The following is a 25,285-nucleotide window of genomic DNA, read 5'->3' as shown; positions in this document are numbered from 1 at the left end:
GAAAGGGCCGAATGTCCAAATCGTTATAGCCACTGATCCACTGGCGGCAAATCGAAAGTGAACGGATTTTCAATCCCCTGCCCGGCCAAATCCCACTCATCATAGTGCTCGTCTTCACGAAGCTGCAAAAACACCGCCTCAAGCTGATCGTTCAAACTCACCAACTCGTCCCAGGCGTCACCCATATGAGCCTGAAACATCGCCAGTTGTTGGAACAAGCCATCTGGCAAAGGGCCAAATTCCACACTCCCCAGATCGCGAGCTGGGAAATACATATCCTCTTCAAACTCAAAAAAGCGCGACATTCCGTCGTTAAAGTCAATTTGGCCATCGAACGAGACCGCAGCAAATACTTCATAAAGACCGGTCTCATTCATTTCGAGCTCGAACGACACCTCGAAACTCAGTGCAAAATCAGAAATTCCGTTTTGATGAAGCTTGCCTGCGATCTCGACGACCTCGTAATAGCCGTATGACGCCAGAACCAGATCGCCATTTGCATCGAACCCATGCACATCGAACATCTCCCCCAGTTCGCTGGCTATAGACAGATGCTGAAACTGTGCTGCCTGACTAATGTGAACGCCCTCAAATCCAAAGGCGGACCGGGCCTCATAAGAAACAGGTATGTCCGTTCCATGCATGCTTATGGTTTCAAGCGCGACTTGCTGTGTATGGTACAGCTCGGAAATGAGCGTGGCGCTTCCGCGTGTCGCGATCTCGTAGTTCACCATCGAAAGACTGAACTCAACCTCGTGAGACCCAGCGCCCTGATACGCGCTGACCGTGCTGTCGATCACCCCGTCCCAAAACCCGCGCAGTTCGATATCCGGCAGATCTTCTTTCCCTTCGAGATCATGGGGATCGAGGTTCAAAAAAGGCAAATCGACTTGATCAATCGAACTAGATACGCCGCCTTGCGAAGCTAGGCCTGGTTCGGTCGACAAGATGAAACTCTCCTCTGACCCGAACGGCCAATGAGTTGTGTTCACAACAACCATTTCAGCGACCTCCCTTGATTACTCCTCGGAAAACTATGTATGCAGCCATCGTGCAAACCCTATGGAAGGGTTTGATTATTAAGCCTTCTTAATGAAACGTTTAATCGATGGGCTGCGTCGCTCGGCCTGCAATACTGAGACGCAAATCCGCCTTACCCCGCTGATTGAATCGCCCGGTCAGACGCTGGATTCCGAAAAATGTAAATCTTTTTCACATACCCCCTTGCAACCACCTATCCCCCCTCCCATCTTGGCAATGTGAAAAGCATTTACATCCTAACTGGAGAGAGCACATGACCGCATTGTCCGACCACGCCGTTCCCCAAAATCCGGGATGGCTGCACCGAAGCGAAGCCTGGCTTGATAGCAAGGGCAAAGGCGCCTGGATCGCCGCAATGGTCCTTGGCTTTATCTTCTTCTGGCCCATCGGCCTGGCCTTTCTTGCCTATATGATCTGGAGCAAACGCATGTTCAGCAAATCCTGCAGCCGCCGTTCGTCGTGGAACAGCCACATGAGCGCTATGAAACCTTCGGGCAACAGCGCGTTTGACGCCTACAAGGCCGACACACTGGCACGTTTGGAGCGTGAACAGAAAGACTTTGAGGCGTTCCTGCACCGCCTGCGCGAAGCCAAGGACAAGGCCGAGTTCGACGAGTTCATGGACGAACGCGCCCGCGATAATCGTGATGACGAAAACGGCGAACAACCTGCCTAATTGCGACTTGCCCTGTCCCGCCCATCGGGACAGGGTGTTTCTGCACAATACCCGGATTACAGTCTATGTCTCATCTGCCTGACCCCGACAGCCAACCCGAATTCTACCAATCCGTAGCGACCAAGCGCTTTTTCGCGTGGCTGTTCGACATCGCCTTTATCTCATTGCTCTGTACAGTTGCGATTCTGCTGACCTTTGGCATGGGCTTCTTCATATTGGCGCTGATCTACGCAGTTATCAGCTTTGTCTATCGCGTCGTTACCATCGCCAACGGCTCGGCCACGCTGGGGATGCGCTTCATGGGGATAGAGTTGCGTGACGCCTTTGGCGCCCGAATGGATACGGGGAAAGCCATTGCACATACGGCAGGTTACTTTGTCAGCATGGCGATCCCGGTACTACAGATCATTTCGGTCATCATGATGATGACCAGCGCCCGCTGTCAGGGCCTGACCGATGCCTTCCTCGGCACCGTGATGATCAACCAGCGCGCCTAAAAACACCTGAGTGAAACACTTGGCTGCGTCAAAAACCGTTGCTATCATCGGTTCCGAGGAAATGCGGGACCTTCATGCGACACACGCTGCCAATTGCGCCACAATTCTATGTGACGGCACCCCAGCCCTGCCCTTACCTTGAGGGCAGGATGGAGCGCAAACTGTTCACCGCCCTACAGGGGGAAGGTGCGGATCAATTGAACAATTGCCTTTCACAACAAGGATTTCGCCGCTCGCAGAATGTTCTGTATCGCCCGTCCTGCACCGACTGCGCCGCCTGTCTGTCTGCCCGTATCGATGTGTCAGCCTTTCAGCCAAGCAAAAGCCAAAAACGGGCCCACAAGCGCAATTCCTACTTGATCCGACGTGCAACATCGCCCTGGGCAACGGATGAACAGTTCGACCTGTTCCGTCGGTATCTGGACGCGCGCCATGCGGATGGCGGCATGGCCGATATGGATGTCTTCGAATTCGCCGCGATGATCGAGGAAACTCCGATCCGCAGCCGAGTCGTAGAATATGCCGATCCCGAAACCGGTGAGCTGATCGCCGTCAGTTTGACCGATGTACTGGATGACGGGCTGAGCATGGTTTACTCATTCTACGATCCAGAGTTCCAGCAAAGCTCGCTGGGCACTTACATGATTCTCGACCATATCGAGATCGCGCGCGAGGCTGGGTTGCCCTATATTTATCTGGGCTATTGGGTGCCCGGCAGCCCCAAGATGGGGTACAAGGCCAAATTCGCGGGCTTGCAGGTCTATATGCAGGGTGAATGGCAGCGAATTAAAAATCCCGAGCAGTGTGACCATACGGCCCACCACCCCCTTTCGTCGGCCCCGATTGCCGAGCAGGTGGCCAACATCCAGCTGCCTGACCGCCACCCCACCAAAGGTTAATCTATCATGCGTCAGAGCCTTCATGCGGTGACGCTGGTCGTCCCGGATTATGACGCAGCGATCGCGTTCTACACCAAAGTGCTGTGCTTTACTCTGACGCAGGATATTGATCTGGGCGATGGTAAACGCTGGGTGCGGATCACGCCTCCGGGCTCGGATGGTGCTTCGTTGTTGCTGGCCAAGGCGGTGGGCGCGGAACAGATCGCATCGGTCGGCAATCAAACCGGTGGGCGCGTTGGCTTTTTCCTCGAAACAGATGATTTCTACCGCGATCACGCGGCGATGCTGGAAGCAGGCGTAGGATTTGAAGAGCGCCCGCGCCGTGAACCCTATGGAATTGTCGCCGTCTGGCGGGATCCTTTCGGAAATCGTTGGGACTTGATCGAATTTTCAGCACCTGCATCGACAAAATAAATACATTTTTTTCATCACGTTAAACTACCTTCCGCCATGTTGTGCCCAATTGTTAAGCAATCTTAATCGACCTTCCCCCGCCCGTGCGATTGAAAGTTGACGCAAGGTCACCAAATTAGCCGCACTTCTAAACGTCCAGCCCAAACCTGAAACCCGCAGCTCAATCAGACGCTGACCGGGCTGGCTTTATTGTCGCTACGGCAGGCCTCCCACCCTGTCGCAGAGGTTCTGAAGGAGGGGGAAAATGACATATGCCGCACGCCGACTGGTTTCGGCCACGCTGACGACCCAGATTCTGGTCGCGCTCGCCTTGGGCTCGATCTTTGGTCTGGTCTTGAACTATCTCGATATCGCTGCGCTCAACGCAACACTTGTGCAGGGTGTGCTGTCCATGTTTGGGCAAATGTTCCTTAATGCACTTCAGATGCTTGTTGTGCCGCTGGTTGTATTCTCACTGCTGTGCGGCGTTGTCGGCATTGGCGATGTCAAATTGCTGGGCCGTGTCGGAGGGCTGACCTTCGTCACCTATCTGGCCACCACGGCCTTGGCCGTGACAACTGCCTTGATCTTTGCGGGCCTCATTGGGCCGGGTACCGGATTCACGAGCCTGCATCTGGCCGGTGACAGCGTAAGCGTCGCCAACCCACAGACCACTTGGGAAATACTGGCAAACATCATTCCCAAGAACCCGATCAACGCGTTGGCCAATGGTGAGATGCTGCAGATCATCTTCTACGTGATGGTCGTTGGTATTGCAGTGCTAATGATGGGCAGCCGCGCCAAGGCCTTTGTGGAAGGCTGCGAGTTCATGAATGAACTGGCGATGAAGATCGTCAATATCGTCATGGCCTTCGCCCCCATCGGCGTCTTCAGCCTGATTGCCAAAACCTTTGCGATGGAGGGCTTTGGCCTGTTCGGACCGGTGATCGGCTATCTGACCACGATCAGCCTGACGCTGGTATTCCATCTGTGTGTCACGTTGATGGCGCTGCTGTATTTTACGACCGGGCTGAGCCCTCGGGTATTCCTGCGCAAGATGCGCTCGGCGCAGGTGTTTGCGTTCTCGACCTCAAGCTCGAACGCGACAATTCCGGCCAGCTTACAATGCGTGACTCAGCGCGTCGGCGTTGACCGTTCCGTGGCCTCGTTCGGTATTCCGTTAGGGGCGACGATCAACATGGACGGCACCGCAATCATGCATGGTGTGGCGACGGTATTTCTGGCCAACGCCTATGGCATCGATCTGGGGTTGAGCGGTTATCTGACCGTGATTTCAATCTCGGTTCTGGCCTCAATCGGCACGGCAGGTGTGCCCGGTGTGGGGATAGTGATGCTGGCGATGGTTCTGAACCAGTTGGGTATGCCGCTGGAAGGCATCGGCATCATTCTGGCCGTCGACCGGATCCTCGATATGATGCGGACGGTTGTGAATGTCACTGGCGATGCGGTGGTGACCACCATTGTCGGGCAAAAGGTCGGCAAGCTGGACAAGGCCACGTTCGACAATCCCAATGCCGGACTTGTCGAGACCACAGACCTTGCAATCGATCATGCCACTGAAGCGGAGTTTGAAAGGCTGACACACCCACAGCCGAATTCCTGAAAAACAAACGGAGGCCCTAATGGGCCTCCGTATTCGTCAGTCTAAGCGACAGATCAGTTCGGGATCAGGTCAGGAACGATGGTTACAATCGACGGGAAGAACCACAGGATTGCGATGCCCACAACCTGAATGATCACGAACGGTATGATGCCGCGATAGATGTGGCCAGTGGTGACCTCTTTCGGCGCAACACCCCTGAGATAGAACAGCGCAAATCCGAACGGAGGCGTCAGGAACGAGGTCTGCAGGTTCACCGCCACCATGATGGTCACCCATTTCGGATCAAACGATCCGCCATAGATCACGGGGCCCACGATCGGGATCACAATGTAGATGATCTCAAGGAAATCCAGCACAAAGCCAAGAATGAACAGCACCAGCATCACTATCAGGAAGACCGTGAATTCATTATCAAAGCTGCGCAGGAACTGCTGGATATAGTGCTCTCCACCAAAGGAAATCACCACCAGGTTCAGCAGTTGCGATCCGATCAGGATGGTGAAGACCATCGACGTCACCTTCGCTGTCTCACGCACCACCGGTGTCAGAACCCCGCTTGAGAACAGAACCCAGCAGCCGTAGATCAAGCCGAACAGCGCATAGAGGTAGGCCGAATAGGCGATGATGAACGCGATCCAGCTTTCAACCGAAACATTGCCCTGATTGATGCGCAGATCGAAGTTCACCCCCATCACCAGTGCGATGATCACTGCGAAGGTTGACCAGATGATCACTTTGCCCGACCGGTTCTGATCCTGAAGTTTCCGATAGGCCGCTAGCATGATCGCTCCACCCGCCCCCAGTGCCGCAGCCGGCGTAGGGTTGGTGACACCGCCAAGAATCGAACCCAACACCGCGATGATCAGCACCAGCGGTGGGAAGACCACACGGATCAGATCATTGGTCGCGCAACGGGCGGCAGCTTCTTTGCACCCATGCATTGCGAGCGCAAAAGGTATGGCGAGTATCAGGAACGTAGCCCCGGACGAAGTCGTTGGCGCGATCAGCAACACGTCGACCAACAGCATCAGCAACAGGCCAATCGCTCCGACGATCAGAGGCTGCGGCGCTTGCGACGGTGCGATTCCGCGACCCAGCACCAGTGTCAGACCCAGCAGTACCACAATCACGGCGACACCGTTGCCAATTGGCGCTGCAGCGGCGATCTTGGCCTCTTGCGCAGCAGCCAGTTCCTCTTCGCTCAGACGCTGGGCTTCGGACGAACCACCTGCTTCGTCAATCGCTTCCTGCTCGGCCACGGCCTGGTCCCAGGCTGATTGCCCATGCAGTTCGATCATCGAAGCCTTACACTCTTCGGACACGTTCGTGCGCAGCGAGGCGCCCTGCCCGATATCCGTAAATGCCGAGACCGAGATGTTCTGGCTGCCAATCACTCCCGCGCTTCCCAGAAGCACCGCGCCAACAATCAGAGCAACCGGAGCGCCCAGCAGCCAGGTCAGCCCTTCCGAGCGCGTGATGGTTTCACCCGAGCCTCCCGACAATTCAACAGCCGGGGCCTTTTCCGGGTTCAACAGCGCATAGCCAAAGGCATAGAGCGCATAGAGCAGCGCCAACATGATCCCAGGCAGCAGCGCCGCCTGGAACAGTGTACCCACCGAAACAACTGCAGGCTCGCCCAGATAGGTCAGCGCGTCGGTGCACCCGGCCTCAACCGCGCGTGTTTCCTGCGCGGTCGAATAGAGGTCACCAGCCAGTGTACCTAGCAGAACGATCACGATGGAGGGTGGAATGATCTGCCCCAACGTACCCGAGGCCGCGATCACACCTGTCGCCAATTCCGGCGAATAGTTGTTCCGCAGCATGGTCGGCAGGGCCAACAGTCCCATGGTAACAACGGTCGCGCCGACGATACCGGTCGAGGCAGCAAGGAACGCGCCCACGACCACAATCGAGACCGCAAGGCCACCGGGCAGCGGGCCAAAGACGCGCGCCATCGTGGTCAGCAGGTCGTTTGCAATTTTTGAACGCTCCAGCGTGATGCCCATCAGAACGAACATCAGCACCGCCAGCAGCGTCTCGATCGACTGCCCGGCCAGAACACGTTCGTTCATGCGGTTCACGATGAAGGAAACATTCCGGTCCAGCGCGGTTTCCCAGCCTTGTACAAAGACCGGCTCGGCGATCCTTGGCAAATCCGGGTATCGGAACACGGATATCACGTCAGGTTTGACGCCAGAATTCACCACGTCGCGGTAGGCTTGCGAGCCGGTGTCGATCGCCTGGTGGATCAACAGTCCGGCACTATCCAATGCAGCGATAATCCCGAACGAAATCACCCCGGCCCCACCGATGGCAAAGGCCACGGGGAAACCCGAAAGAATGCCTCCGAAGAGGCAGAAAAATACGATAATGAGGCCTATCTCGACGCCATCAAGTCCGAATAGCATTGTCTGGTTCTCCGTCCCTAATGCGCGCCTTCGTAGGCTTCTTCACCCTCGCCAAGGCTGTCCTTGTCGAGGTATTTTCCTTCACTTTCCGGCCCTTCCACGTATTCCAGATACGAGCGATACAGGAACGCAATCGCGTGCAGGAACACCATGGCGGCAAAGGCCACCAGCAGGATTTTGAACAGGAAGTAGGCGTTGAACCCGTTGGGACTAAACCCGATGGTTTCCACGTTCCAACGCAGCGCTCGGGACTTGGCCACAAGCCTATCCAGCGTGTCACTGGCCGAGGGTTTCGGCACGATCAGGTGCCGCCACATGAAGTACCATCCATACATCCAGGTCAGAACGGCCATGGGCATCATGAACAGAACCGCCCCGCACATATCAACGACGCGTTTGGCCTTGTGACTGATGCCCGCATAAATCAGGTCAACGCGCACATGGCCGCCCTGCACGAATGTGTAGGTGCAGCAAAGGCACACAACCATGGCGTTGTAGAGTTTAAGTTCTTCGGCGAACCAACTGATATCCATTTGAAAAGGGATACCCAGCCCAAAGGACATATCCGGCCGTGTGAACACCCGCTGCATGAATACTATAACGATCTGCTGAATTACCATCAGCAATCCCGCCCACGCAAAGAAGCGGCCAGTGGTATTGGCGAAGCCCTCGAGCCCGCGCACCATTCCCCACATGAAGTTCCGATAGTAAAGACCAATGGCCGTCAGCACCAGAAACAGCGCGAAGATCACGAAGAAGAACTCGACAGACCCGCCATAATAAACAAAGCGCATGATTGCTTCTTTGTTCGACCAGTCCAGCCAGAGCTGCGGATGCGTGATGGCGTATCCGAAATTATAGAAGGCTTCGGCAATGTTCTGAATGAACCAGACCAGTCCATTCCACAGGGCGCCGAAGAACGAGATACCGTTTTCGTCCTGCATGTTGTCCCCAGGTCGCATCGGTTGCACGTTTGGTTATGACGGCATGTCCGGGCCGCTTATGTGCAACAGGAAAGGCTCCCCCGCTGACGGGGGAACCGATTGCATTGAGCGGATTGCTTAGCCGCGTACGCGGTCACGCTGCGAGGTGTAGACACCCGACGACAGGTTGTTCCATGCCGACGATGCTGCCATCGACTCCATAGCGCTGTCGTGAATGCGCTTGAACAGCTCATCACCCATGTTTTCATCCAGAACTTCCTGGCTGGCTGCGCCAAACGCGTCCCAAACGCTGTCAGGGAATTCCATGACCTTGACACCACCGGCCTGCAGACGCTGCAGCGCTGCACCGTTGTTGGCCAGGAATTGTGCCAGGTTCCACTGGTGGCACTCGGCAGCTGCGATCTCGATGATCTTCTGCTGCGCGGCGGACAGGCTGTCATAAACCTCGCGGTTGGTGGCCAGCGACAGACCCGCACCCGGCTCGTGGAAGCCCGCGGTGTAGTAGGTTTTGGTGATTTCCTGGAAGCCCGCTTTTTCGTCAGCCCAGGGACCGATCCACTCGGTTCCGTCAATAGCACCGGACGACAGCGCCTGATACACTTCCGACCCCGGAATGTTCTGAACGGAAGCGCCCAGTTTGCCTAGCGCCTTGCCGCCCAGACCCGGCATGCGGAATTTCAGGCCGTTAAAGTCTTCGGGGCTGTTGATCTCTTTCGAGTACCAGCCACCTGCCTGCGCGCCAGTGTTACCGGCCAGGAAGGATTTCAGGCCGAAGATTTCGCCCAGCTCATCATGCAGCTCCATGCCGCCGGCATGGTAGTACCAGTTCACCAGTTCCTGCGCGGTCATGCCAAATGGAACAGCGGTGAAGAACGCATAGCCCGGGTGCTGACCCACAAAGTAGTAGTCTGCCGCGTGGTACATATCGGCCTGACCGGACGATACCGCGTCAAACACCTCAAAGGCACCAACCAGTTCACCAGCGGCTTTGATTTCAACGTTCAGGTCGCCATCCGACATTGTGGTAATGCTGTCGGCGCAACGCTGCGCGCTGTCGAACACACCTGCGAGGCCACGGCCCCACGAGGTGACCATAGTCAGCGTGCGCTTGCCTTGCGCATAGGCGGGCGCTGCCAGCGTGGTGGCTGCAGCGGCCGAGCCGCCCAGTGCTGATGTTTTCAGAAACTTACGACGATCCATATGAGTGATCCTCCCCTTCATATTCATTCCCCGGGTGATGCCGGGTCGATCGTTTCTAGTGCGCGTTAGCCTAGTTCCACACACATGAATGTGAATACCTACTACTACGTAGCCAGTCGGGTTTTTCCACATTCTAAAGCACAAATCCGGTTGATTTTACCCGCTCACGCCCAAATCACTGTGGCCGAGCACTGTGTTCTTCCAAATTTTTTGCAATTTCCCGGCAGCTTGCGTATCGATTCGAACATGGGAGGAATCCGGAACCTAATCTCGCTAACCTATGCGCAAAAACTGTCGCTGGTTGCCGCAATCCCGCTGATCGCAGCGGTTGCGGCCATTGCAATGGTGGTCGCTTATGAATCCCGCGCGACCGCCGAGAGTGAGATACAGGCCCTCGAGCGCCGCCTGATCGAAGCCAAAAAAGAAGAGCTGCGTAATTACGTGACCCAGGCGCGGAATGGGTTTGCCTATATTTACGGTCGCGCCTCCCCGGATGACGAAATCGCAAAAAACCTCGTGACCCAGATTCTGTCGGCGATGATTTACGGCAAGGACGGGTTCTTCTTTGTCTATGACTATGACGGCAACAACCTCGTCAGCCCGCGCCAGACTGAATTCATCAATCGCAACTGGGCCGATCTGACCGACAGCGATGGCACCCCGATTGTGGATGAGTTTATCACGCTCGCCCGACAGGGCGCGGGCTGGCACAGCTTTATGTGGCAAAAACCATCGACCGGTGAAGAGGCTCAGATGATCGCCTATGTTGTTGGCCTGCAGGACTGGCGCTGGGTGGTGGGCACGGGTGTGTTCATCGATGACATCGTCGCCACCGTCGCCAATGCCCGTGCTGAGGTTGAGGCGCGCGTGCAGCGAACCTTCCTTTATATCGGAGGCATTGTTCTGGCCGCTGTTCTGATCGTCTTTGCCTCGGGCATGTTGCTGAACTTCCGCGAACGGCGGCTGGCTGATGCCAAGCTTAAGGAACTGACACAGCGGGTATTGGACGCTCAGGAAGAAGAGCGCGGGCGCGTCGCCCGCGAATTGCATGACGGCATCAGCCAGATTCTGGTTGGCGTACGCTATGCACTGGACAACGCCCGACGACGTCTGATCCGCGGGGATGACGAGTCGGCGCAGGAACCATTGCAAACAGGTATCGACAATCTGGCCACCGCCATCACCGAGGTTCGCCGCATCAGCCGCGACCTGCGTCCTGGTGTTCTGGATGATCTTGGGCTTGGGCCAGCGCTCAAGGCTTTGACCGACGATTTCAGTGAACGCACGGGTATTGAAACCGATTTCTCAACCGTGGTGTTCCGAAACCGATTGGATCAAGACAGCAAGATCGCCCTCTACCGTATTGCGCAGGAAGCCCTGACCAATATCGAGCGCCACTCGGGAGCAACCCGTGTTACCATTGACCTGCGGGGTCATAAGAAAGGCGCCACGATGCGGATTACAGACAATGGTCGCGGGTTGCGGAACGAACCAGGCCATGTCAGCACCGGGATCGGGCTACGCAACATGCAGGAACGGATCGAACAGCTTGACGGCACTTTACGCATCCTCTCATCGCGCGGCGGGCGCAGCGGCACCGTGATTGAGGTCAGCTTGCCGCTCAGTCATATGCTGCCACCACAGGAAGACCCAACGCCAAAACGAAAGGCCGGTATCTGATGTCCGACTCAATCATCCGGGTCCTTATTGTCGACGATCACCCCATGGTCGCCGAAGGCATTCAGTCTCTGCTGGAAAGCTATGATGAGATCGAAGTTGTCGGCACACTTTCCAACGGACAAGAAGCTGTCGATCGAGCAACCCACCTGCAGCCGGACGTGATCCTGATGGATCTCAATATGCCCGGCCTGAGCGGGTTGAACGCCACCGAGATCATTTTAGAGCGCCTGCCCAAAACCCGCGTTCTGATCCTGTCGATGCATGACAGTCCCGAATACATCTCAACCGCGCTCAGCCACGGCGCCAAAGGCTATATCCTCAAGGACGTTCCCACCGAAGAGATCAAGCAAGCCATCGATGCCGTGATGCGGGGCGAGCGGTATCTATGTACCGGGGCCAGCGGCTCGCTGGAGCCCAAGGACGGCAACACGCGCGAGGCGCTGACCGGCCGGGAACAGACAATCCTGCTGGAATTGGCGCAGGGTAAATCCAACAAAGAGGTGGCACTGGCGCTGGACATTTCGGTGCGCACAGTTGAGACGCATCGCAAGAACATCAAGCGCAAACTTGGCATCTCCTCCACCGCCGGCTTGACCCGCTATGCCCTGGAGCATGGCGTCCTGCAGGGCACCAGCCCCGGGCTATGACCGCAGCGCGAAACGCGCTGCCCGGCCCAACCGAAGGAGATGTGCCAACGGCACATTGAAGTCGGGCGGGAGCACTACACGCTGCCGCGTTCACTGATATCTTCACCAAAGAACACCAAAGTCCCGTCTTCATCGAGGACATGAAATTCGCGCTGCTGATAGGGCTGATCGAATGGCGGGCGCACCCGCCCTTCAGGCAGCTCCTCCAACCTGGGGCGCAGGCTTTCGAACAGGCTGTCGATTCCTTTGACGTCAACATAGAACGACTGCTCATCCCCCAATGCGCGCCCATCCTGACGCGGTGGACATTCCAATAATCGGATCGCTACAGGATCACGGCGCAAAAAGGCATAATTGTCCTGCCTGAATGTGCAGGAAAACCCAAGCCGCTGAGTGTAGAACTCAATCTGCGCGTCCAAAGAAGAACAAAGGACAAATGGTGTAAGTTGTAATATCTGCATCTAAACAGCCCTCTTCCAACCTCGGGCCCGAGACTAGCACATATCAGTCAAGCAGTTGATCACCCCGCAACCCTTCACGCTCATAATGATGCGGCAGCACACGGCCATAGAGTTGACGGGTCCGCTCCACCCCACCACACATGCCTTCGGTTTCGACAAACGAAAAGATACCAACATAGCGTTTCCGTTGTCCTCCAACCGGCGCAACCCGGTGCAAGGCATAGCGCCCCTTGAAAATCTGCAGGTCGCCCGGTTGCAGTTCCAATTGGTGTACGCCCCTCCTGCTGCCATCCAAAATCGCAGCGACGCCTTTGAAATTCTCGTCTTCACTGGTCCGCAGATTGGGTGCGTATTCGAATGCACCGCCCTCCTCGCCATTCTGGATTGCCAGCGTCACGGTGTAATTATTGGTGTCAAAATGCCACGGAAAGCCGCCTCCCTTCTCGACCACATTGATGATCACATCCGCCAACGGGTCATCATATCGGAAGAACCGATCCTCCGGCTCGTTCAAAGCCGTGCGGATGAAAGGCATGAAACCTTCATACTGATAAATACGCCGCAGCGGGCTTGTGACAGGGAAGTTGTCAGCCGGAACAAAGGCGTTGGATCGGTCATAAAACCGTCGGATTGGATGACCGATCCCGTAACTGGGATCATCCTGCGTAAAATAGGCATTCGTGCGATTGAACGATCGATGGGCTTTGGGAGCGACGTGATCGGCCTCAGCGATCAGTTTCCCAAGGCCATCTTCGTGCACAAAGCCGGGGAGGACCGCGCATCCATCAGCTTCCAGGTCCCGCCTCAGGTCCGCGATCAGCTGCCTGTACCCGTATGAATCAGGCCGATCGATCGGATAGCGCCCCAGATCCACAAGATCGTGCAGCATGTCTGACCTCCCGATTTAGCGCTGTTTTCACCAGCCTGTCTCAGCATCGGGCGCTGCTCTGGTCTGTTTCAGACATGGGCCTGACGCAATCAGACCACTGTTGATCACCCGATCGCCTACCAATTTGCGGCGAATTTTCGCGGATATTTCTCGACCTGCGTCATTTTGCGCAACAAAATATCAAATCCCACAAGCCCAGACTTACAATATTTTTGTATTTGCCTGTTGACGCCCCTTCCCCTCAACCATAATGTCCCTGCACGCAAAGAAGGAGCCTCTGGCGATGAAAGCGCTAGTCGTAATCGTAGGAAACACGCGCATGGGCCGGTAACGGTAAACCATAATCGAACCCATGCGCCTCCGAAAATCTCGGGGGCTTTTTTTTGGCAACACGCAAGACACATGTCGCGAACGGAGCAAAGCAGATGACACGTGAGATGACCGGCGCAAAGATGGTTGTTCAGGCCCTCAAGGATCAGGGCGTGGACACGGTATTCGGATACCCAGGTGGCGCCGTCCTACCGATCTATGACGAGATCTTTCTGCAAAATGACATCCGTCACATTCTGGTACGGCATGAGCAAGGTGCGGTACATGCTGCCGAAGGCTATGCCCGCTCGACCGGCAAGCCGGGCGTTGCCTTGGTCACATCCGGTCCTGGCGCGACCAATGCCGTGACCGGCTTGACCGATGCGTTGTTGGATTCAATTCCGATCGTTGTTCTGACCGGTCAGGTTCCGACCTTCATGATTGGCTCTGACGCCTTTCAGGAAGCCGACACCGTGGGCATCACCCGCCCCTGCACCAAGCACAACTGGTTGGTGAAGGATACCGACTCGCTGGCGGCGACTATGCACGAAGCCTTCCATGTGGCCACATCGGGTCGCCCCGGCCCCGTGCTGGTCGATATTCCGAAGGACGTTCAGTTTGCCTCGGGAGAGTATACAACGCCGAAACCGTCAACTTCCCATTATCAGCCGGTATTGAAAGGCGATTTGGAAGAAATCACGGAACTTGTCGCAGCAATCGAGACCGCGAAGAAACCAGTGTTCTATACCGGTGGTGGCGTTATCAATTCTGGTCCAGCTGCCAGCCAGCTGCTGCGCGAACTGGTGGATGCAACCGGCTTTCCGATCACTTCGACTCTGATGGGGCTTGGGGCCTATCCGGCCTCTGGCGAAAACTGGATCGGTATGCTTGGGATGCATGGGCTCTACGAGGCCAACATGGCGATGCATGATTGCGATCTGATGATAAACATCGGCGCGCGATTTGATGACCGTATCACCGGCCGGATCGATGCGTTCTCGCCGAACTCAATCAAAGCCCATGTAGATATCGACCCTTCGTCGATCAACAAAGTTATCCGTGTCGACATTCCAATAGTTGGCGATGTTGCCCACGTGCTTGAGGATATTCTGAAAGTCTGGAAAGCACGCGGTCGCAAAACAGACGCTGCCAATATCAAGCAGTGGCAAGACCAGATTAACGAATGGCGCAAGGTCAACTGCCTTGCCTTCACAAACAGCGAGAAGACCATCAAGCCGCAATACGCGCTGCAACGGCTTGAAGAGCTGACGAAAAAATACGACCGCTATGTCACAACCGAGGTTGGACAGCACCAGATGTGGGCGGCGCAATACCTGGGTTTTGAAGACCCCAACCGCTGGATGACCTCGGGCGGTCTGGGCACCATGGGCTATGGTTTCCCCGCCTCGATCGGTGTGCAAATGGCACATCCCGATGCGCTGGTCATCAATGTGGCTGGTGAGGCCTCGTGGCTGATGAACATGCAGGAAATGGGCACGGCCGCGCAATACCGCCTGCCCGTGAAACAGTTCATTCTGAATAACGAGCGGCTTGGAATGGTACGACAATGGCAAGAACTGCTGCACGGCGAACGCTATTCGCATTCGTGGTCCGAGGCCCTGCCTGATTTCGTCAAGCTCGCTGAAGCCTTTGGTGCCAAGGGTATCCTGTGTTCCGACCCGGCCGATCTGGACGACGCGATCATCGAGATGATCAATTACGACGGTCCGGTCATCTTCGACTGCGTGGTCGAAAAGCACGAGAATTGCTTCCCGATGATCCCATCGGGCAAGGCCCACAATGAGATGCTGCTGGGCGAAGCCGAAACGCAGGGCGTGATCGATAGCAAGGGGTCGGTTCTGGTTTAACAAAATTCGACTAACTTTATCGGGCGCAGGATGGCGCCCGGCTCTCTCAAGATCATGAAAGGGACATGAATGTCTGCCCTGCAAATCAAAAAAGGTGCAACCCGCCATTCTGCATATAACCTACGCCCAACATTCTCGGACGTGCAGGAACAACACACGATCGCGGTGCTGGTTGAAAACGAACCGGGGGTTCTGGCCCGCGTAATTGGTCTATTCTCGGGTCGTGGCTATAATATTGAAAGTCTAACGGTTGCCGAGGTTGACCATACCGGGCATCTCAGCCGAATTACCATCGTCACCACCGGCACCCCGCAAGTGATCGAGCAGATCAAGGCGCAGCTTGGACGCATCGTGTCGGTCCGTGACGTGCATGATCTGACAGTCGAAGGTGCTTCGGTCGAGCGCGAGTTGGCGATCATAAAGGTTGTGGGTGAAGGCGACAAACGGGTCGAAGCCCTGCGACTGGCCGACATTTTCCGGGCCAATGTCGTCGATAGTACGCTGAATTCGTTCATCTTCGAGATCACCGGTGCACCGGACAAGATCGATGCCTTTGCCGATCTGATGCGCCCTCTTGGCTTGATTGAAATCGCCCGTACCGGAGTTGCTGCCCTGTTGCGCGGTGACTAAGCCCCATTTCCGCCCTGGGACTGAATTCAATCTTGGGGCGGCGGCCTGCTTGGCCATGGTGCCCTGCTAACCTCAAAAAGGCTTAATGCGTTCATCATATATGAGCAACAGCATGAAAAAGATCATGCAAATAGGCTAAAAGCCTATTGATTTTGCTTATCATCAGACTAGCCTGTGACGCGTAGCGAGGCGCTTTGCAGCGCCCGTTGGGGTCAACTTTACGATTTCTGAATACTGCGCGGCCGCTGTGCCGCCGCAAACCTGTTTTTGCTGAAGATACAAACGGAAATCTGGGACAGAAGTGACCGACATCAATCGAAGCCCCGCAGAATTGCGCAGCATGTTCGGAGCCAACCTCAGGCAGCTCGCAAACAGTTATCGGTCGGTTTCAGAGCTTTGCCGCCAATTGGGCATCAATCGAACGCAGTTTAATCGCTATCTGTCAGGTGAAAGTTTTCCCAGGCCGGATGTGCTGGACCGGATGTGTCGATTCTTCGATATCGACGCGCGTATCCTGCTGAAACCTTTGGATGAAATAGAACCGGTCGCCGCTCATCCCGCATCAGAAATCATCGATCGATTTCTCGTCACCAGGTCAGAAAAAACTATGGCGACCGGATTTTATCACGCCGCTGAGGCCCCGCCAAACCGACGCGAACCAACACTGCACCGGCTGCTGTTTATCCGCCGCATTCGGCATTGCACCTTGTTACGCAGCTATGAGCCCTTGTCGCAGATGCCCGGATGCTCCGCCCCCACGCGTGAGGTTCAGGGCATCGTTTCTCACATCGGCGGACAAGTCTGCGTATTGATGTCCCGGCCCGGCGCACAGGATTGCAGAATGATGGTTCTGAACCTTCCGCCTGAATGGGCACCTCAGGAATGGTCGGGTTATGTGTATCGGTTGGCCGGTGGCAGTGGATCCGATGTAAGACGGCTTACGCTGCATCACCTTGGGCATGATTTGTCCGCAGCACTGCAATCGGCCCGAAAGGCGCACAATTCATCAGGGCCTGACTTAAACGGACAGATTTAAGAGGGTGTCGGCTGAGCAGCCCCGGACGGATCGTTGTCCAAGATCAAGCGATAAAGATGCCAGCTGGCATGCCCCAGCAAAGGCAGGACGATAAACAGGCCCAGGAACCAAGGGATCATCGCCAAAAAAGTGATGATCGCGATGAAGGCCCCCCACGCCAGCATCACACCCATGTTCGCTTTGACATAGGCAAAGCTGGTGATCATCGCGGTCACAAAATCCAGCTCACGATCCAGCAACATAGGAATCGACAGCACGGTGATCATGTACAGAATGATTGCAAATACGGCCCCGACCAGTGTGCCCAGTACCAACATGCTCAGCCCATTCGGGGTCAGGAACACCTCAAATGATGTTGAAATGTTGGTCATCGTCGACAGCCCCATGAACAGGGCAAAGATCATGTGGCCCAGAAAGAACCAGAACAGAAAGATCACCACGATAATGGCGCAGATCGACGGCAGTTGCCTTCGGCTTTGCTGTATGACCACGCCGAAGATCGCACCGGGATTCAACGGCTCACCCTGTTCCAACCGGTGCGAGACCTCATACAATCCCACGGCAGCAAACGGCCCGATCAGGGGAAAGCCGATCGCGGCCAAAACCAGCCAGAACGACGTTCCCGTCTGCAGCGTGACCCACGCCATCAGCCACCCGGCCAGCACGTAGAAGCCTGCGAACAGAAGCCCAAAAAGCGGCGCGCGGCGATAATCCTGCCACGCTCGGCGCAGTGCCTCTTTAAGCATCGCGGTATCAACGGGTTTCAGCGTCGGCACACCAAAGGGTTTGTCCATTCTTGTTTTCTCCTCCCGGGCGGTTGTTCTACATGGCGGGTCGTTTCTGAGGCCAAAGCGTTGCAGAATGATATGCCGCCCCAATCGACAAGATCCGCGCATCTGCACCACGCGGACCGAACAGCTGCATTCCCATCGGCAGCCCTTTTGGTCCGAAACCGACAGGCGCACCCAGACAGGGCAACCCTAAAAGGCTAACGGGTGTCACGACCTGCATCCAGCGATGGTAGGTATCCATCCCCTGCCCCTTGATTTCGGTTGGGTACGGCGTTTCGAGCTCGAACGGCCAGACCTGCGCTGCGGGCAACACCAAGGCGTCATAGTCTTCGAAAAGCTCCACCGCCCGCTTGTGCCAGTCAGACCGGTTCACACTGGCCCGGTGCACATCCATCGCGCTGAGCGCCAGGCCGCGCTCCAACTCCCATTGCGCGGTGTCTTTGAGTGATGATTTCTTCTTGGCCAAAGGCTCCAACCCTGCGGCCACTGACCAGGAGCGCAGAGTAATCCAACTGTCCCAGATCAGGTCCGCGTCAAACGGGGGTGCAAGCGCCTCAACTCGCGCACCGCGTTCTTCGAAAACGTGCAACGCATCGCGGCATAGCGCGAGGATACCCTCTTCGCATGGAAACGCCCCGCCCCAGTCGCCCAACCAGCCTATGCGCATCCCTGTCAGATCAGCCGCTTGAACGGGCGACACGCGCTCGACCTCTGTGCTTAATGGCATCCTTGGATCGGGGCCGGATATGACGTCAAGCAATAGCCCGATGTCTTCAGGGCTGCGCGCCATAGGCCCCAGAGTTGAAAGCTGATGCAGATAACCGTCCCCCACTGGCTCAGACGGAACGCGCCCCCAACTTGGCCTGAACCCGTATACGTTGTTCCATGCGGCCGGGTTGCGCAGGCTGCCCATCATGTCCGAGCCGTCCGCCAGCGCCAGCATTCCCGTCGCCAACGCCACTGCTGCACCGCCCGATGAACCTCCACAGGTTTTCGTGGGATCATAAGGGTTGCGTGTTGCACCATAGACAGGATTGAACGTGTGCGAACCCAGTCCGAATTCCGGCGTGTTGGTCTTACCGATCAGAATTGCCCCAGCAGCCCTTAGCCGGACGGCCAGCAGATCGTCAGTTTGCGGCACATGATCCTTGAACAATGGCGAACCCTGCGTCGAAGTGATCCCTGCCACATTTACCAGATCTTTCACCGCTATCGGCAACCCGTGCAGCGCGCCGCGAGGTGACGCGGCATCCGCCGCCCGCGCCTCGGCCATCAAAGCGTCTTCATCCCGCAGCGCGACAATCGCGTTTACCTCACCGTTCACCTGGGCGATCCGATCCAGCGTCGCGCGCATCAGTTCTGCAGCTGAAAGCTGTCGGCGGGACAAGGCGTCAAGAATGTCCGTCGCGGATGCTCTGGTCAAATCCATGCGGGTTGGTCCTTTGGCTGCTCGTCATCAGCCTAGCGACGTGCTCGGACCATTTAAAGCCACTGTTTAAATGTATCTTTTTAGAATTTCGCGAAGAAGAGCGGCGCAAGAGCGCGCATCATCTGATCCTGAGGTCGATCCGCACATTGCTATTGCGGCCCAGCACATTCTTCAGACCAAAGACGATCATCACCAGACTAAGCACCAGCCACAACCCGCCCCACATCATGGTGGTTCCGCCGAATTCTTCAGCCAGCATATATGCATCTGATCGCAATCCCGCGCGTCGGATCGTGTCATCGAAAATGTCAAACGGAACGTAGATCATGCTGGTCAGCCCGATGACCCGTAGAATCAGATCACACAGGTTGCGGTTCAGGAACCACGCGGTGGCCAGCATCACCGCTCCACAGCCCGCGCTGAACGCCATGGCAAACGGTTCCCGGATATACAGGAGCGCAACAATCAGCATGACTCCCCCAAAGAGACCAAGCGCAGCCCGATCGGCATTGGTGCGCAGGGCGATCATCAGCAGGCCCATCCCAAGCATCAAGGACCCAAGATATCCCGCTGACAGACTGACCAACCGATTGCCTCCTCGGCCAATAACCAGGCCACCTTGTTGTGGAGAGACCGAGAAACTTTCAACCGAACCACCGGTCAGGATAATGGCACCGGCATGCGAAAGCTCATGCAGGAACACAACCAGGATTTTCAACGGAAGCACCAGCATCGTGTTCCAGAACACAAACACCAACGCGACAATTGCGATCAATTGCCAGTGGCCCTTGATCAGGTTCACAGCCGAGGTCAGGGACTGCCGCAATTAGCCGTCGCCCTGTGCCTCGGACCGGCTTTTGCCCGAGACATTCAGGGCCAGTGTCGCCGCCATGAAACCATCCAGATCACCATCCAGCACACCCTTGGTGTCCGATGTCTCGTGATTGGTCCGCAAGTCTTTGACCATCTGATAGGGCTGCAGCACGTAAGACCGGATCTGGTTGCCCCAGCCCGCATCACCCTTGGCTTCGTGGGCGGCGTTGATCTCGGCGTTTCTGCGATCCAGTTCTTGCTGGTACAGCCGGGACTTGAGCGCCTTCATGGCAATATCTCGGTTCTGGTGCTGCGATTTCTCGGAACTGGTCACCACAATTCCGGTTGGAATATGCGTAATCCGAACCGCCGAGTCGGTGGTGTTCACGTGCTGACCACCAGCACCGGACGAGCGATAGGTGTCGACGCGGATATCGGCCGGGTTCACCTCAATCTCTATATTGTCATCCACCACAGGATAAACCCAGACCGAACTGAACGAGGTATGACGCTTGGCCGCCGAGTCGAACGGAGAGATACGCACCAGACGGTGCACGCCACTTTCCGATTTCAACCAGCCATAGGCGTTGTGGCCAGTTATCTTGTAGGCGGCGGACTTGATCCCCGCCTCTTCCCCCGCTGTCTCGGATTGCAGTTCGACCGTATAGCCTTTTTTCTCGGCCCAGCGGACATACATCCGCGCCAGCATCGAGGCCCAGTCGCAGCTTTCCGTACCGCCCGCGCCCGAGTTGATCTCAAGGAAGGTATCATTGCCGTCCGCCTCGCCATCAAGCAGCGCCTCAAGCTCTTTCTTTGCGGCCTTGGTCTGCAGCTTTTTGATCGCTTCTTCGGCGTCGGTCACGACCTCTTCGTCCTCTTCCATCTCGCCCAGTTCGATCAGCTCGATATTGTCGCTGAGATCGGTCTTGATGGATTCGTAGGTCTCGATGGCATCGACCAGCAACTGCCGTTCGCGCATCAATTTCTGCGCGTTCTCGGGATTGTCCCACAGGTTCGGATCTTCAACACGCGCGTTGAATTCCTCCAACCGGTGCGGCGCTGTTTGATAGTCCATGCGCTGCGCCAGCAGCTCCAGCGACTTTTCGATTTCCGCCACGATATTCTGGGTTTCGGCGCGCATGGTCAGGTCCCAACTTGCTCAATCAGGTGTGCGTGATAGCAAGAGGTGCGAGGCACCACAAGACGACTGAGCCGGGAAACTTGGGCGGATCAGTAAAGCCCGCCGCCCTGCAGATCGCCCTGGCTGGCATTGGGGCCAACCGTGATCGTATCCCCGGTTGAGGTGGTCACCTGACGGCCCGAACTTGCCTCTTCAAACAACGGTAGGTCAGATCCCATCGCGAAGCCACCGTCATAGACGCGATCGATAAAACCATCCACGCCATCACGGAAATACTCGGCGACCACATATTCTCCACTCGCGTCTTCTGGCAGGCGCGCGCCGCTGAAACGGTCAATCTTGATGAAATGGCCACCCGGAGGCACCTCGAACGGGCCACCGCCGTATTTCTCGACTGCTTTTTCCATAAAGCTTTGGAACACAGGACCGCACAAGGTGCCGCCGTAGGCCCCTCGGCCCATCGGGCGCGGGCGGTCATAACCGATGTAGCAACCGGCCACGATATTTGAGGTGAAACCGATGAACCACGCATCCTTGGATTCGTTCGTGGTGCCGGTCTTGCCCGCTGTGGGCACGGGCAGGTTCACAACACGTGATGCAGTGCCGCGATCAACCACGCCCTTCATCATCGACGTCAACTGGTAGGCGGTGATGGCATCCATGACCTGGCTGCGATCGGTGAGGATCGTGGGCGACTCATCAGGCTCAAGCCAGCTAGAGTTACAATCGACGCACTGGCGATCGTCATGGCGATAGATGGTCTTGCCGAACCGGTCCTGAATACGGTCAACCAGTGTGGGTTCAACCCGCTCGCCACCATTGGCGAACATCGCATAGGCAGCGACCATTTTGTACAGCGTAGTCTCTTCAGACCCTAGCGAGTTCGCAAGGAACGCACCCATCCGGTCATAAACGCCAAACCGCTCGGCATAACCTGCGACCACGGGCATTGTGACTTCTTGCGCCAGACGGATGGTCATCAGGTTCCGCGACTGTTCGATCCCGGTACGCAAGGGCGTTGGACCGTAAAACTTGTTCGTCGAGTTTTTGGGACGCCACAGGCCCTGCGGTGTATTCACCTCGATCGGCGCATCCACAACGATCGTCGCGGGGCTGTATCCGCTATCCAGAGCAGCGGCATAAACGAATGGCTTGAAGCTGGACCCGGGCTGGCGCTGCGCCTGAGTGGCGCGGTTGAACACGGTGTCCTGATACGAGAACCCACCCTGCATCGCCAGAACACGGCCCGAATTTACGTCCATCGCGACAAAGCCGCCCTGCACTTCGGGCACCTGACGGGCGGACCATTGCCCTTCTTCGCCGGCCATCACCAGAATGACATCACCGCGTTTGAAATTGTCCTGGAAATTGCCCTGCATCCACTTGATGTCTTCGCGCGGGATTGTGCCATCTGCTGGGCCATCTTCGATCCCGACGGTCAGGGATTGGTCGGCCACGTTCAGAACAACGGCCGGATACCACTGCGTCGGCAGCACCACGTCGCGGGGGATTTCCATGATCGCCAGCGCCTCGCGCCACTGTGCTTCATCCGCCAGCTTCTCCTCGGCGATGACTTCGCCTGTGCCGCGCCACCGCCCGCGAGAGCGGTCGTATTTCTGCAGCGCCGTGCGTAGGGCTTTCGCCGCTTCGACCTGCATTTCCTCATCCACCGAGGCGCGTACGGTGAAACCGCCAGTGAAGAACTCACCCTCGCCAAAATCCTCGCTCAACTGGCGTCGGATTTCGTCGGTGAAATAGTCACGCGGCGGCAGTGCAGTGCGGAAGCTTTCAAAATCCCCGTTCTGAACCGAACGCAAAGGCATCTCGACTTCGGTCTCATAGGTGGCCTGATCGATATAGCCGTTCTGCTGCATCTCGCGCAGCACATAGTTGCGGCGGTTCAGCAAACGTTCTTTCTGCCGCACAGGATGGTAGTCCGATGGTGCCTTGGGCATCGCCGCCAGCATCGCGGCTTCATGCGGGGCCAGTTCCTGCAGAGTTTTGTTGAAATAGGTCTGCGCAGCAGCGGTCACACCATAAGAGTTCTGGCCCAGAAAGATCTCGTTCATATAGAGCTCGAGGATCTGTTCCTTGTCCAAGGTATCCTCAAGCCGGGTGGCGAGGATAATTTCCTTGATCTTGCGCTCGGCCCGGCGGTCACCGGACAACAGGAAGTTCTTCATCACCTGCTGCGTGATGGTTGACGCACCACGAACGGTTTCGCCTTTAGTGCGCACGGCCTCGACCCCGGCAGCAATGATACCGCGCGGGTCATAGCCCTGATGGATATAGAAATTCTTGTCTTCCGCCGAGATAAACGCCTGTTTTACCAGATCGGGAATTTCCTCGGACGGCGTGAACAGGCGGCGCTCCTGCGCAAATTCGTCGATCAGCTGGCCCTCACCCGAGTAAATCCGGCTGATCGTCGGTGGTTTGTATTGTGCCAATGATTCATGACTGGGCAGGTCTCGGCCATACATCCAAAACACCGCGCCAACGACCAGCGCGGCCATAAAAATACCTAAGGTCACGAGACTGAAAATTGCCCCGAAGAACGAAAGAATGAACCGGATCACGTTACTGCCTTTTACTCGCGATGACGCCTATATAGTGTCGCCCCCGCGCAGGGTCAAAACACGAAAGGCTACAATGGCTGTTTTGCGCCGCTGCGTCATTGTCCGATCAGAGATCGCTTCACCAGATCGTCCCGACGCCAGTTCTCAAGCCCCTGCACAAGCCCATGCGCCATGGATGCGCGCCAGTTTGGATCAGAGATGTTCTTGAAATCGCGCGGGCTGGACAAAAAACCCAGCTCAACCAGAACCGACGGGATATCTGCTGCCTTCAACACCGAAAACGACGAAGAACGTAGCGGGCGACGATTCATCGGGCCTCCCTGCTGCGTCATTCCATCCACCAGCGAGCGCGCCAGTGCGCTACTGCGTGGCACAGTCTCTTGCCGAGCCAGATCCAGCAACACATCAGCGACCTGATCGTCTGCACCGCTGAGATCAATACCTGCGATCAAATCACTCCGGTCATGCCGTTCGGCCAGCTTTTGACTGGCAACGTCTGAAGCTTCCTCTGAAAGAGTGTAGACGACCGACCCATGCGCCAGCCCTTCGGAAAGCGAATCCGCGTGCAGTGAGATAAACACGTCGGCCCCGGCCTGATGTGCCAGCGAGATACGGCGTTCGAGCGAGACGAATTGATCGTCAACACGCGTCATCACCACTTCGAAACCGCCGGTACGCAGCAGCGCCTCTCGCAGCTCTCGCGCGAAGGTCAGCATCAGTGTTTTCTCATTGGTATCAGCGAATTCTGCCCCGGGATCAATGCCGCCATGCCCGGGATCCAGCATGACCCGTACCGCCCGCACGCCGTCGCGCCGCGGCAGTGCCGGTGTCACTGCGGGTTCCGGCAAATCCCAGCCGGGCTGACGGGGGGCACCTGCGCTGGCTGCAAAACTGTCAAAATCAGTGCCTTTTAGGTGCAGCGATAGTTGAGCAGTGCCCGTCGCCTGATCAAACCGCAGATCAGCTGTTTCCACCGCCAGCGGAGCGCCCAGCTCCAACACCAGACGCGACCAACCGGGCACGTATGCCCCGAATTGAACACCGCTGATCCGGCTGGTTTGTAGGAAGGTCTCGCGGTTCAGGCCAGACCAGTCGACCTCTTGGAAATCCAGAACCACGCGGTATGGATCGCGCAGCGTGAACACGCGGTATGGCACGCCTTGAGTCAGCCCAAGTTCGACCCTTACGCCGGTATTACCATCATCGACGATGCCGCTCTGGTCCGGAAGGACGCGTGCGAGCGCGCTGAAGTCCTGCGCGACAGCGACACCGTTCAACGCCCAGATCAGGGCGATTGCGTAGAAAATCCTGCTCATGGCCTCAAGTTATCCCG

22 protein-coding genes are annotated in these 25,285 nt (G+C 56.6%); 10 read left to right on the top strand and 12 right to left on the bottom strand.

Features of this window, described 5'->3' with window-relative positions:
• Window positions 1–23: 23 nt before the first annotated feature.
• Window positions 24–947, bottom strand: coding sequence for a hypothetical protein (locus ACR0MJ_RS03595; protein WP_480759252.1), 924 nt, complete (start codon window positions 945–947; stop codon window positions 24–26).
• Window positions 948–1,294: 347 nt separating this feature from the next.
• Between ACR0MJ_RS03595 and ACR0MJ_RS03590 the strand changes: the two genes are divergently transcribed.
• The 5 genes from ACR0MJ_RS03590 (at window position 1,295) to ACR0MJ_RS03570 (ending at window position 5,130) form a co-directional block, all read left to right on the top strand.
• On the top strand, window positions 1,295–1,717 hold the full coding sequence (locus tag ACR0MJ_RS03590) for a DUF2852 domain-containing protein (protein ID WP_170396606.1): 423 nt from the start codon (window positions 1,295–1,297) through the stop codon (window positions 1,715–1,717).
• Between the two features lie 65 nt (window positions 1,718–1,782).
• Window positions 1,783–2,214 carry an RDD family protein gene (locus ACR0MJ_RS03585; RefSeq protein ID WP_170396604.1) on the top strand — a complete coding sequence of 144 codons (432 nt, stop codon included), beginning with the start codon at window positions 1,783–1,785 and terminating at the stop codon, window positions 2,212–2,214.
• A gap of 74 nt (window positions 2,215–2,288) precedes the next feature.
• A complete protein-coding gene (locus tag ACR0MJ_RS03580; RefSeq protein WP_170396602.1) occupies window positions 2,289–3,113 on the top strand; it encodes an arginyltransferase in 825 nt (274 codons plus the stop codon).
• A 6-nt stretch (window positions 3,114–3,119) separates the two neighbouring features.
• Window positions 3,120–3,527 (top strand): VOC family protein, encoded by a 408-nt coding sequence (locus ACR0MJ_RS03575; protein WP_170566016.1) that lies wholly within the window; start codon window positions 3,120–3,122, stop codon window positions 3,525–3,527.
• Window positions 3,528–3,771: 244 nt separating this feature from the next.
• Complete coding sequence (locus ACR0MJ_RS03570; RefSeq protein WP_170512093.1) at window positions 3,772–5,130, top strand: dicarboxylate/amino acid:cation symporter; 1,359 nt, start codon at window positions 3,772–3,774, stop codon at window positions 5,128–5,130.
• A gap of 53 nt (window positions 5,131–5,183) precedes the next feature.
• On the opposite strand, the gene ACR0MJ_RS03565 is transcribed toward ACR0MJ_RS03570, so the two are convergent.
• From ACR0MJ_RS03565 to ACR0MJ_RS03555, 3 genes are all read right to left on the bottom strand, one after another.
• On the bottom strand, window positions 5,184–7,538 hold the full coding sequence (locus ACR0MJ_RS03565; RefSeq protein WP_170396596.1) for a TRAP transporter large permease subunit: 2,355 nt from the start codon (window positions 7,536–7,538) through the stop codon (window positions 5,184–5,186).
• A 17-nt stretch (window positions 7,539–7,555) separates the two neighbouring features.
• Entirely contained in the window at window positions 7,556–8,482 is a 927-nt protein-coding gene (locus ACR0MJ_RS03560) for a TRAP transporter small permease subunit (protein ID WP_170396594.1), read from the bottom strand.
• 117 nt (window positions 8,483–8,599) lie between these two features.
• Window positions 8,600–9,682, bottom strand: a complete 1,083-nt coding sequence (locus tag ACR0MJ_RS03555; RefSeq protein WP_170396967.1) for a TRAP transporter substrate-binding protein — start codon at window positions 9,680–9,682, stop codon at window positions 8,600–8,602.
• Window positions 9,683–9,928: 246 nt separating this feature from the next.
• Between ACR0MJ_RS03555 and ACR0MJ_RS03550 the strand changes: the two genes are divergently transcribed.
• Window positions 9,929–11,362, top strand: a complete 1,434-nt coding sequence (locus tag ACR0MJ_RS03550) for a cache domain-containing protein (RefSeq protein WP_170396592.1) — start codon at window positions 9,929–9,931, stop codon at window positions 11,360–11,362.
• A complete protein-coding gene (locus ACR0MJ_RS03545; protein WP_170396590.1) occupies window positions 11,362–12,009 on the top strand; it encodes a response regulator transcription factor in 648 nt (215 codons plus the stop codon). The genes ACR0MJ_RS03550 and ACR0MJ_RS03545 overlap by 1 nt, the downstream gene beginning before the upstream one ends.
• Window positions 12,010–12,083: 74 nt before the next feature.
• Here ACR0MJ_RS03545 and ACR0MJ_RS03540 read toward each other — a convergent pair whose 3' ends face one another.
• Together ACR0MJ_RS03540 and ACR0MJ_RS03535 are read right to left on the bottom strand one after the other, a co-directional pair.
• Window positions 12,084–12,470, bottom strand: coding sequence for a bleomycin resistance protein (locus ACR0MJ_RS03540; protein WP_480759248.1), 387 nt, complete (start codon window positions 12,468–12,470; stop codon window positions 12,084–12,086).
• Window positions 12,471–12,513: 43 nt separating this feature from the next.
• Window positions 12,514–13,359, bottom strand: a complete 846-nt coding sequence (locus ACR0MJ_RS03535; RefSeq protein WP_480759245.1) for a HalD/BesD family halogenase — start codon at window positions 13,357–13,359, stop codon at window positions 12,514–12,516.
• A 425-nt stretch (window positions 13,360–13,784) separates the two neighbouring features.
• Here ACR0MJ_RS03535 and ACR0MJ_RS03530 point away from each other — a divergent pair, with 425 nt between their 5' ends.
• The 3 genes from ACR0MJ_RS03530 to ACR0MJ_RS03520 all read left to right on the top strand — a co-directional run bounded on the left by ACR0MJ_RS03530 (window position 13,785) and on the right by ACR0MJ_RS03520 (window position 17,202).
• Window positions 13,785–15,536, top strand: a complete 1,752-nt coding sequence (locus tag ACR0MJ_RS03530; RefSeq protein ID WP_170403007.1) for an acetolactate synthase 3 large subunit — start codon at window positions 13,785–13,787, stop codon at window positions 15,534–15,536.
• A 69-nt stretch (window positions 15,537–15,605) separates the two neighbouring features.
• Window positions 15,606–16,166: an acetolactate synthase small subunit gene (gene ilvN, locus ACR0MJ_RS03525; RefSeq protein WP_010442156.1), complete on the top strand. Its 561-nt coding sequence runs from the start codon at window positions 15,606–15,608 to the stop codon at window positions 16,164–16,166.
• 340 nt (window positions 16,167–16,506) lie between these two features.
• Window positions 16,507–17,202: a helix-turn-helix domain-containing protein gene (locus ACR0MJ_RS03520; protein WP_480760282.1), complete on the top strand. Its 696-nt coding sequence runs from the start codon at window positions 16,507–16,509 to the stop codon at window positions 17,200–17,202.
• Here the strand turns inward: ACR0MJ_RS03520 and ACR0MJ_RS03515 are convergent.
• The 6 genes from ACR0MJ_RS03515 to ACR0MJ_RS03490 all read right to left on the bottom strand — a co-directional run bounded on the left by ACR0MJ_RS03515 (window position 17,199) and on the right by ACR0MJ_RS03490 (window position 25,268).
• A complete protein-coding gene (locus tag ACR0MJ_RS03515; RefSeq protein WP_170396570.1) occupies window positions 17,199–17,996 on the bottom strand; it encodes a DUF2189 domain-containing protein in 798 nt (265 codons plus the stop codon). The genes ACR0MJ_RS03520 and ACR0MJ_RS03515 overlap by 4 nt on opposite strands.
• Window positions 17,997–18,024: 28 nt before the next feature.
• Window positions 18,025–19,422 (bottom strand): amidase, encoded by a 1,398-nt coding sequence (locus ACR0MJ_RS03510; protein ID WP_480759243.1) that lies wholly within the window; start codon window positions 19,420–19,422, stop codon window positions 18,025–18,027.
• 118 nt (window positions 19,423–19,540) lie between these two features.
• Window positions 19,541–20,248 (bottom strand): M50 family metallopeptidase, encoded by a 708-nt coding sequence (locus tag ACR0MJ_RS03505; RefSeq protein WP_480759241.1) that lies wholly within the window; start codon window positions 20,246–20,248, stop codon window positions 19,541–19,543.
• The gene (gene prfB / locus ACR0MJ_RS03500; protein ID WP_480759239.1) at window positions 20,249–21,376 is read right to left on the bottom strand and encodes a peptide chain release factor 2; all 1,128 of its coding nucleotides are present in this window, start codon (window positions 21,374–21,376) and stop codon (window positions 20,249–20,251) included.
• A gap of 89 nt (window positions 21,377–21,465) precedes the next feature.
• On the bottom strand, window positions 21,466–23,952 hold the full coding sequence (locus ACR0MJ_RS03495) for a penicillin-binding protein 1A (RefSeq protein ID WP_480759237.1): 2,487 nt from the start codon (window positions 23,950–23,952) through the stop codon (window positions 21,466–21,468).
• A gap of 95 nt (window positions 23,953–24,047) precedes the next feature.
• Window positions 24,048–25,268, bottom strand: coding sequence for an N-acetylmuramoyl-L-alanine amidase (locus tag ACR0MJ_RS03490; protein ID WP_480759234.1), 1,221 nt, complete (start codon window positions 25,266–25,268; stop codon window positions 24,048–24,050).
• Between the last annotated feature and the right edge of the window lie 17 nt (window positions 25,269–25,285).

The sequence above is a fragment of the Ruegeria sp. C6 genome, from assembly GCF_056537625.1.
The sequence above is the reverse complement of the archived record's forward strand: the minus strand, read 5'-3'. Positions and strand labels throughout refer to the sequence as shown.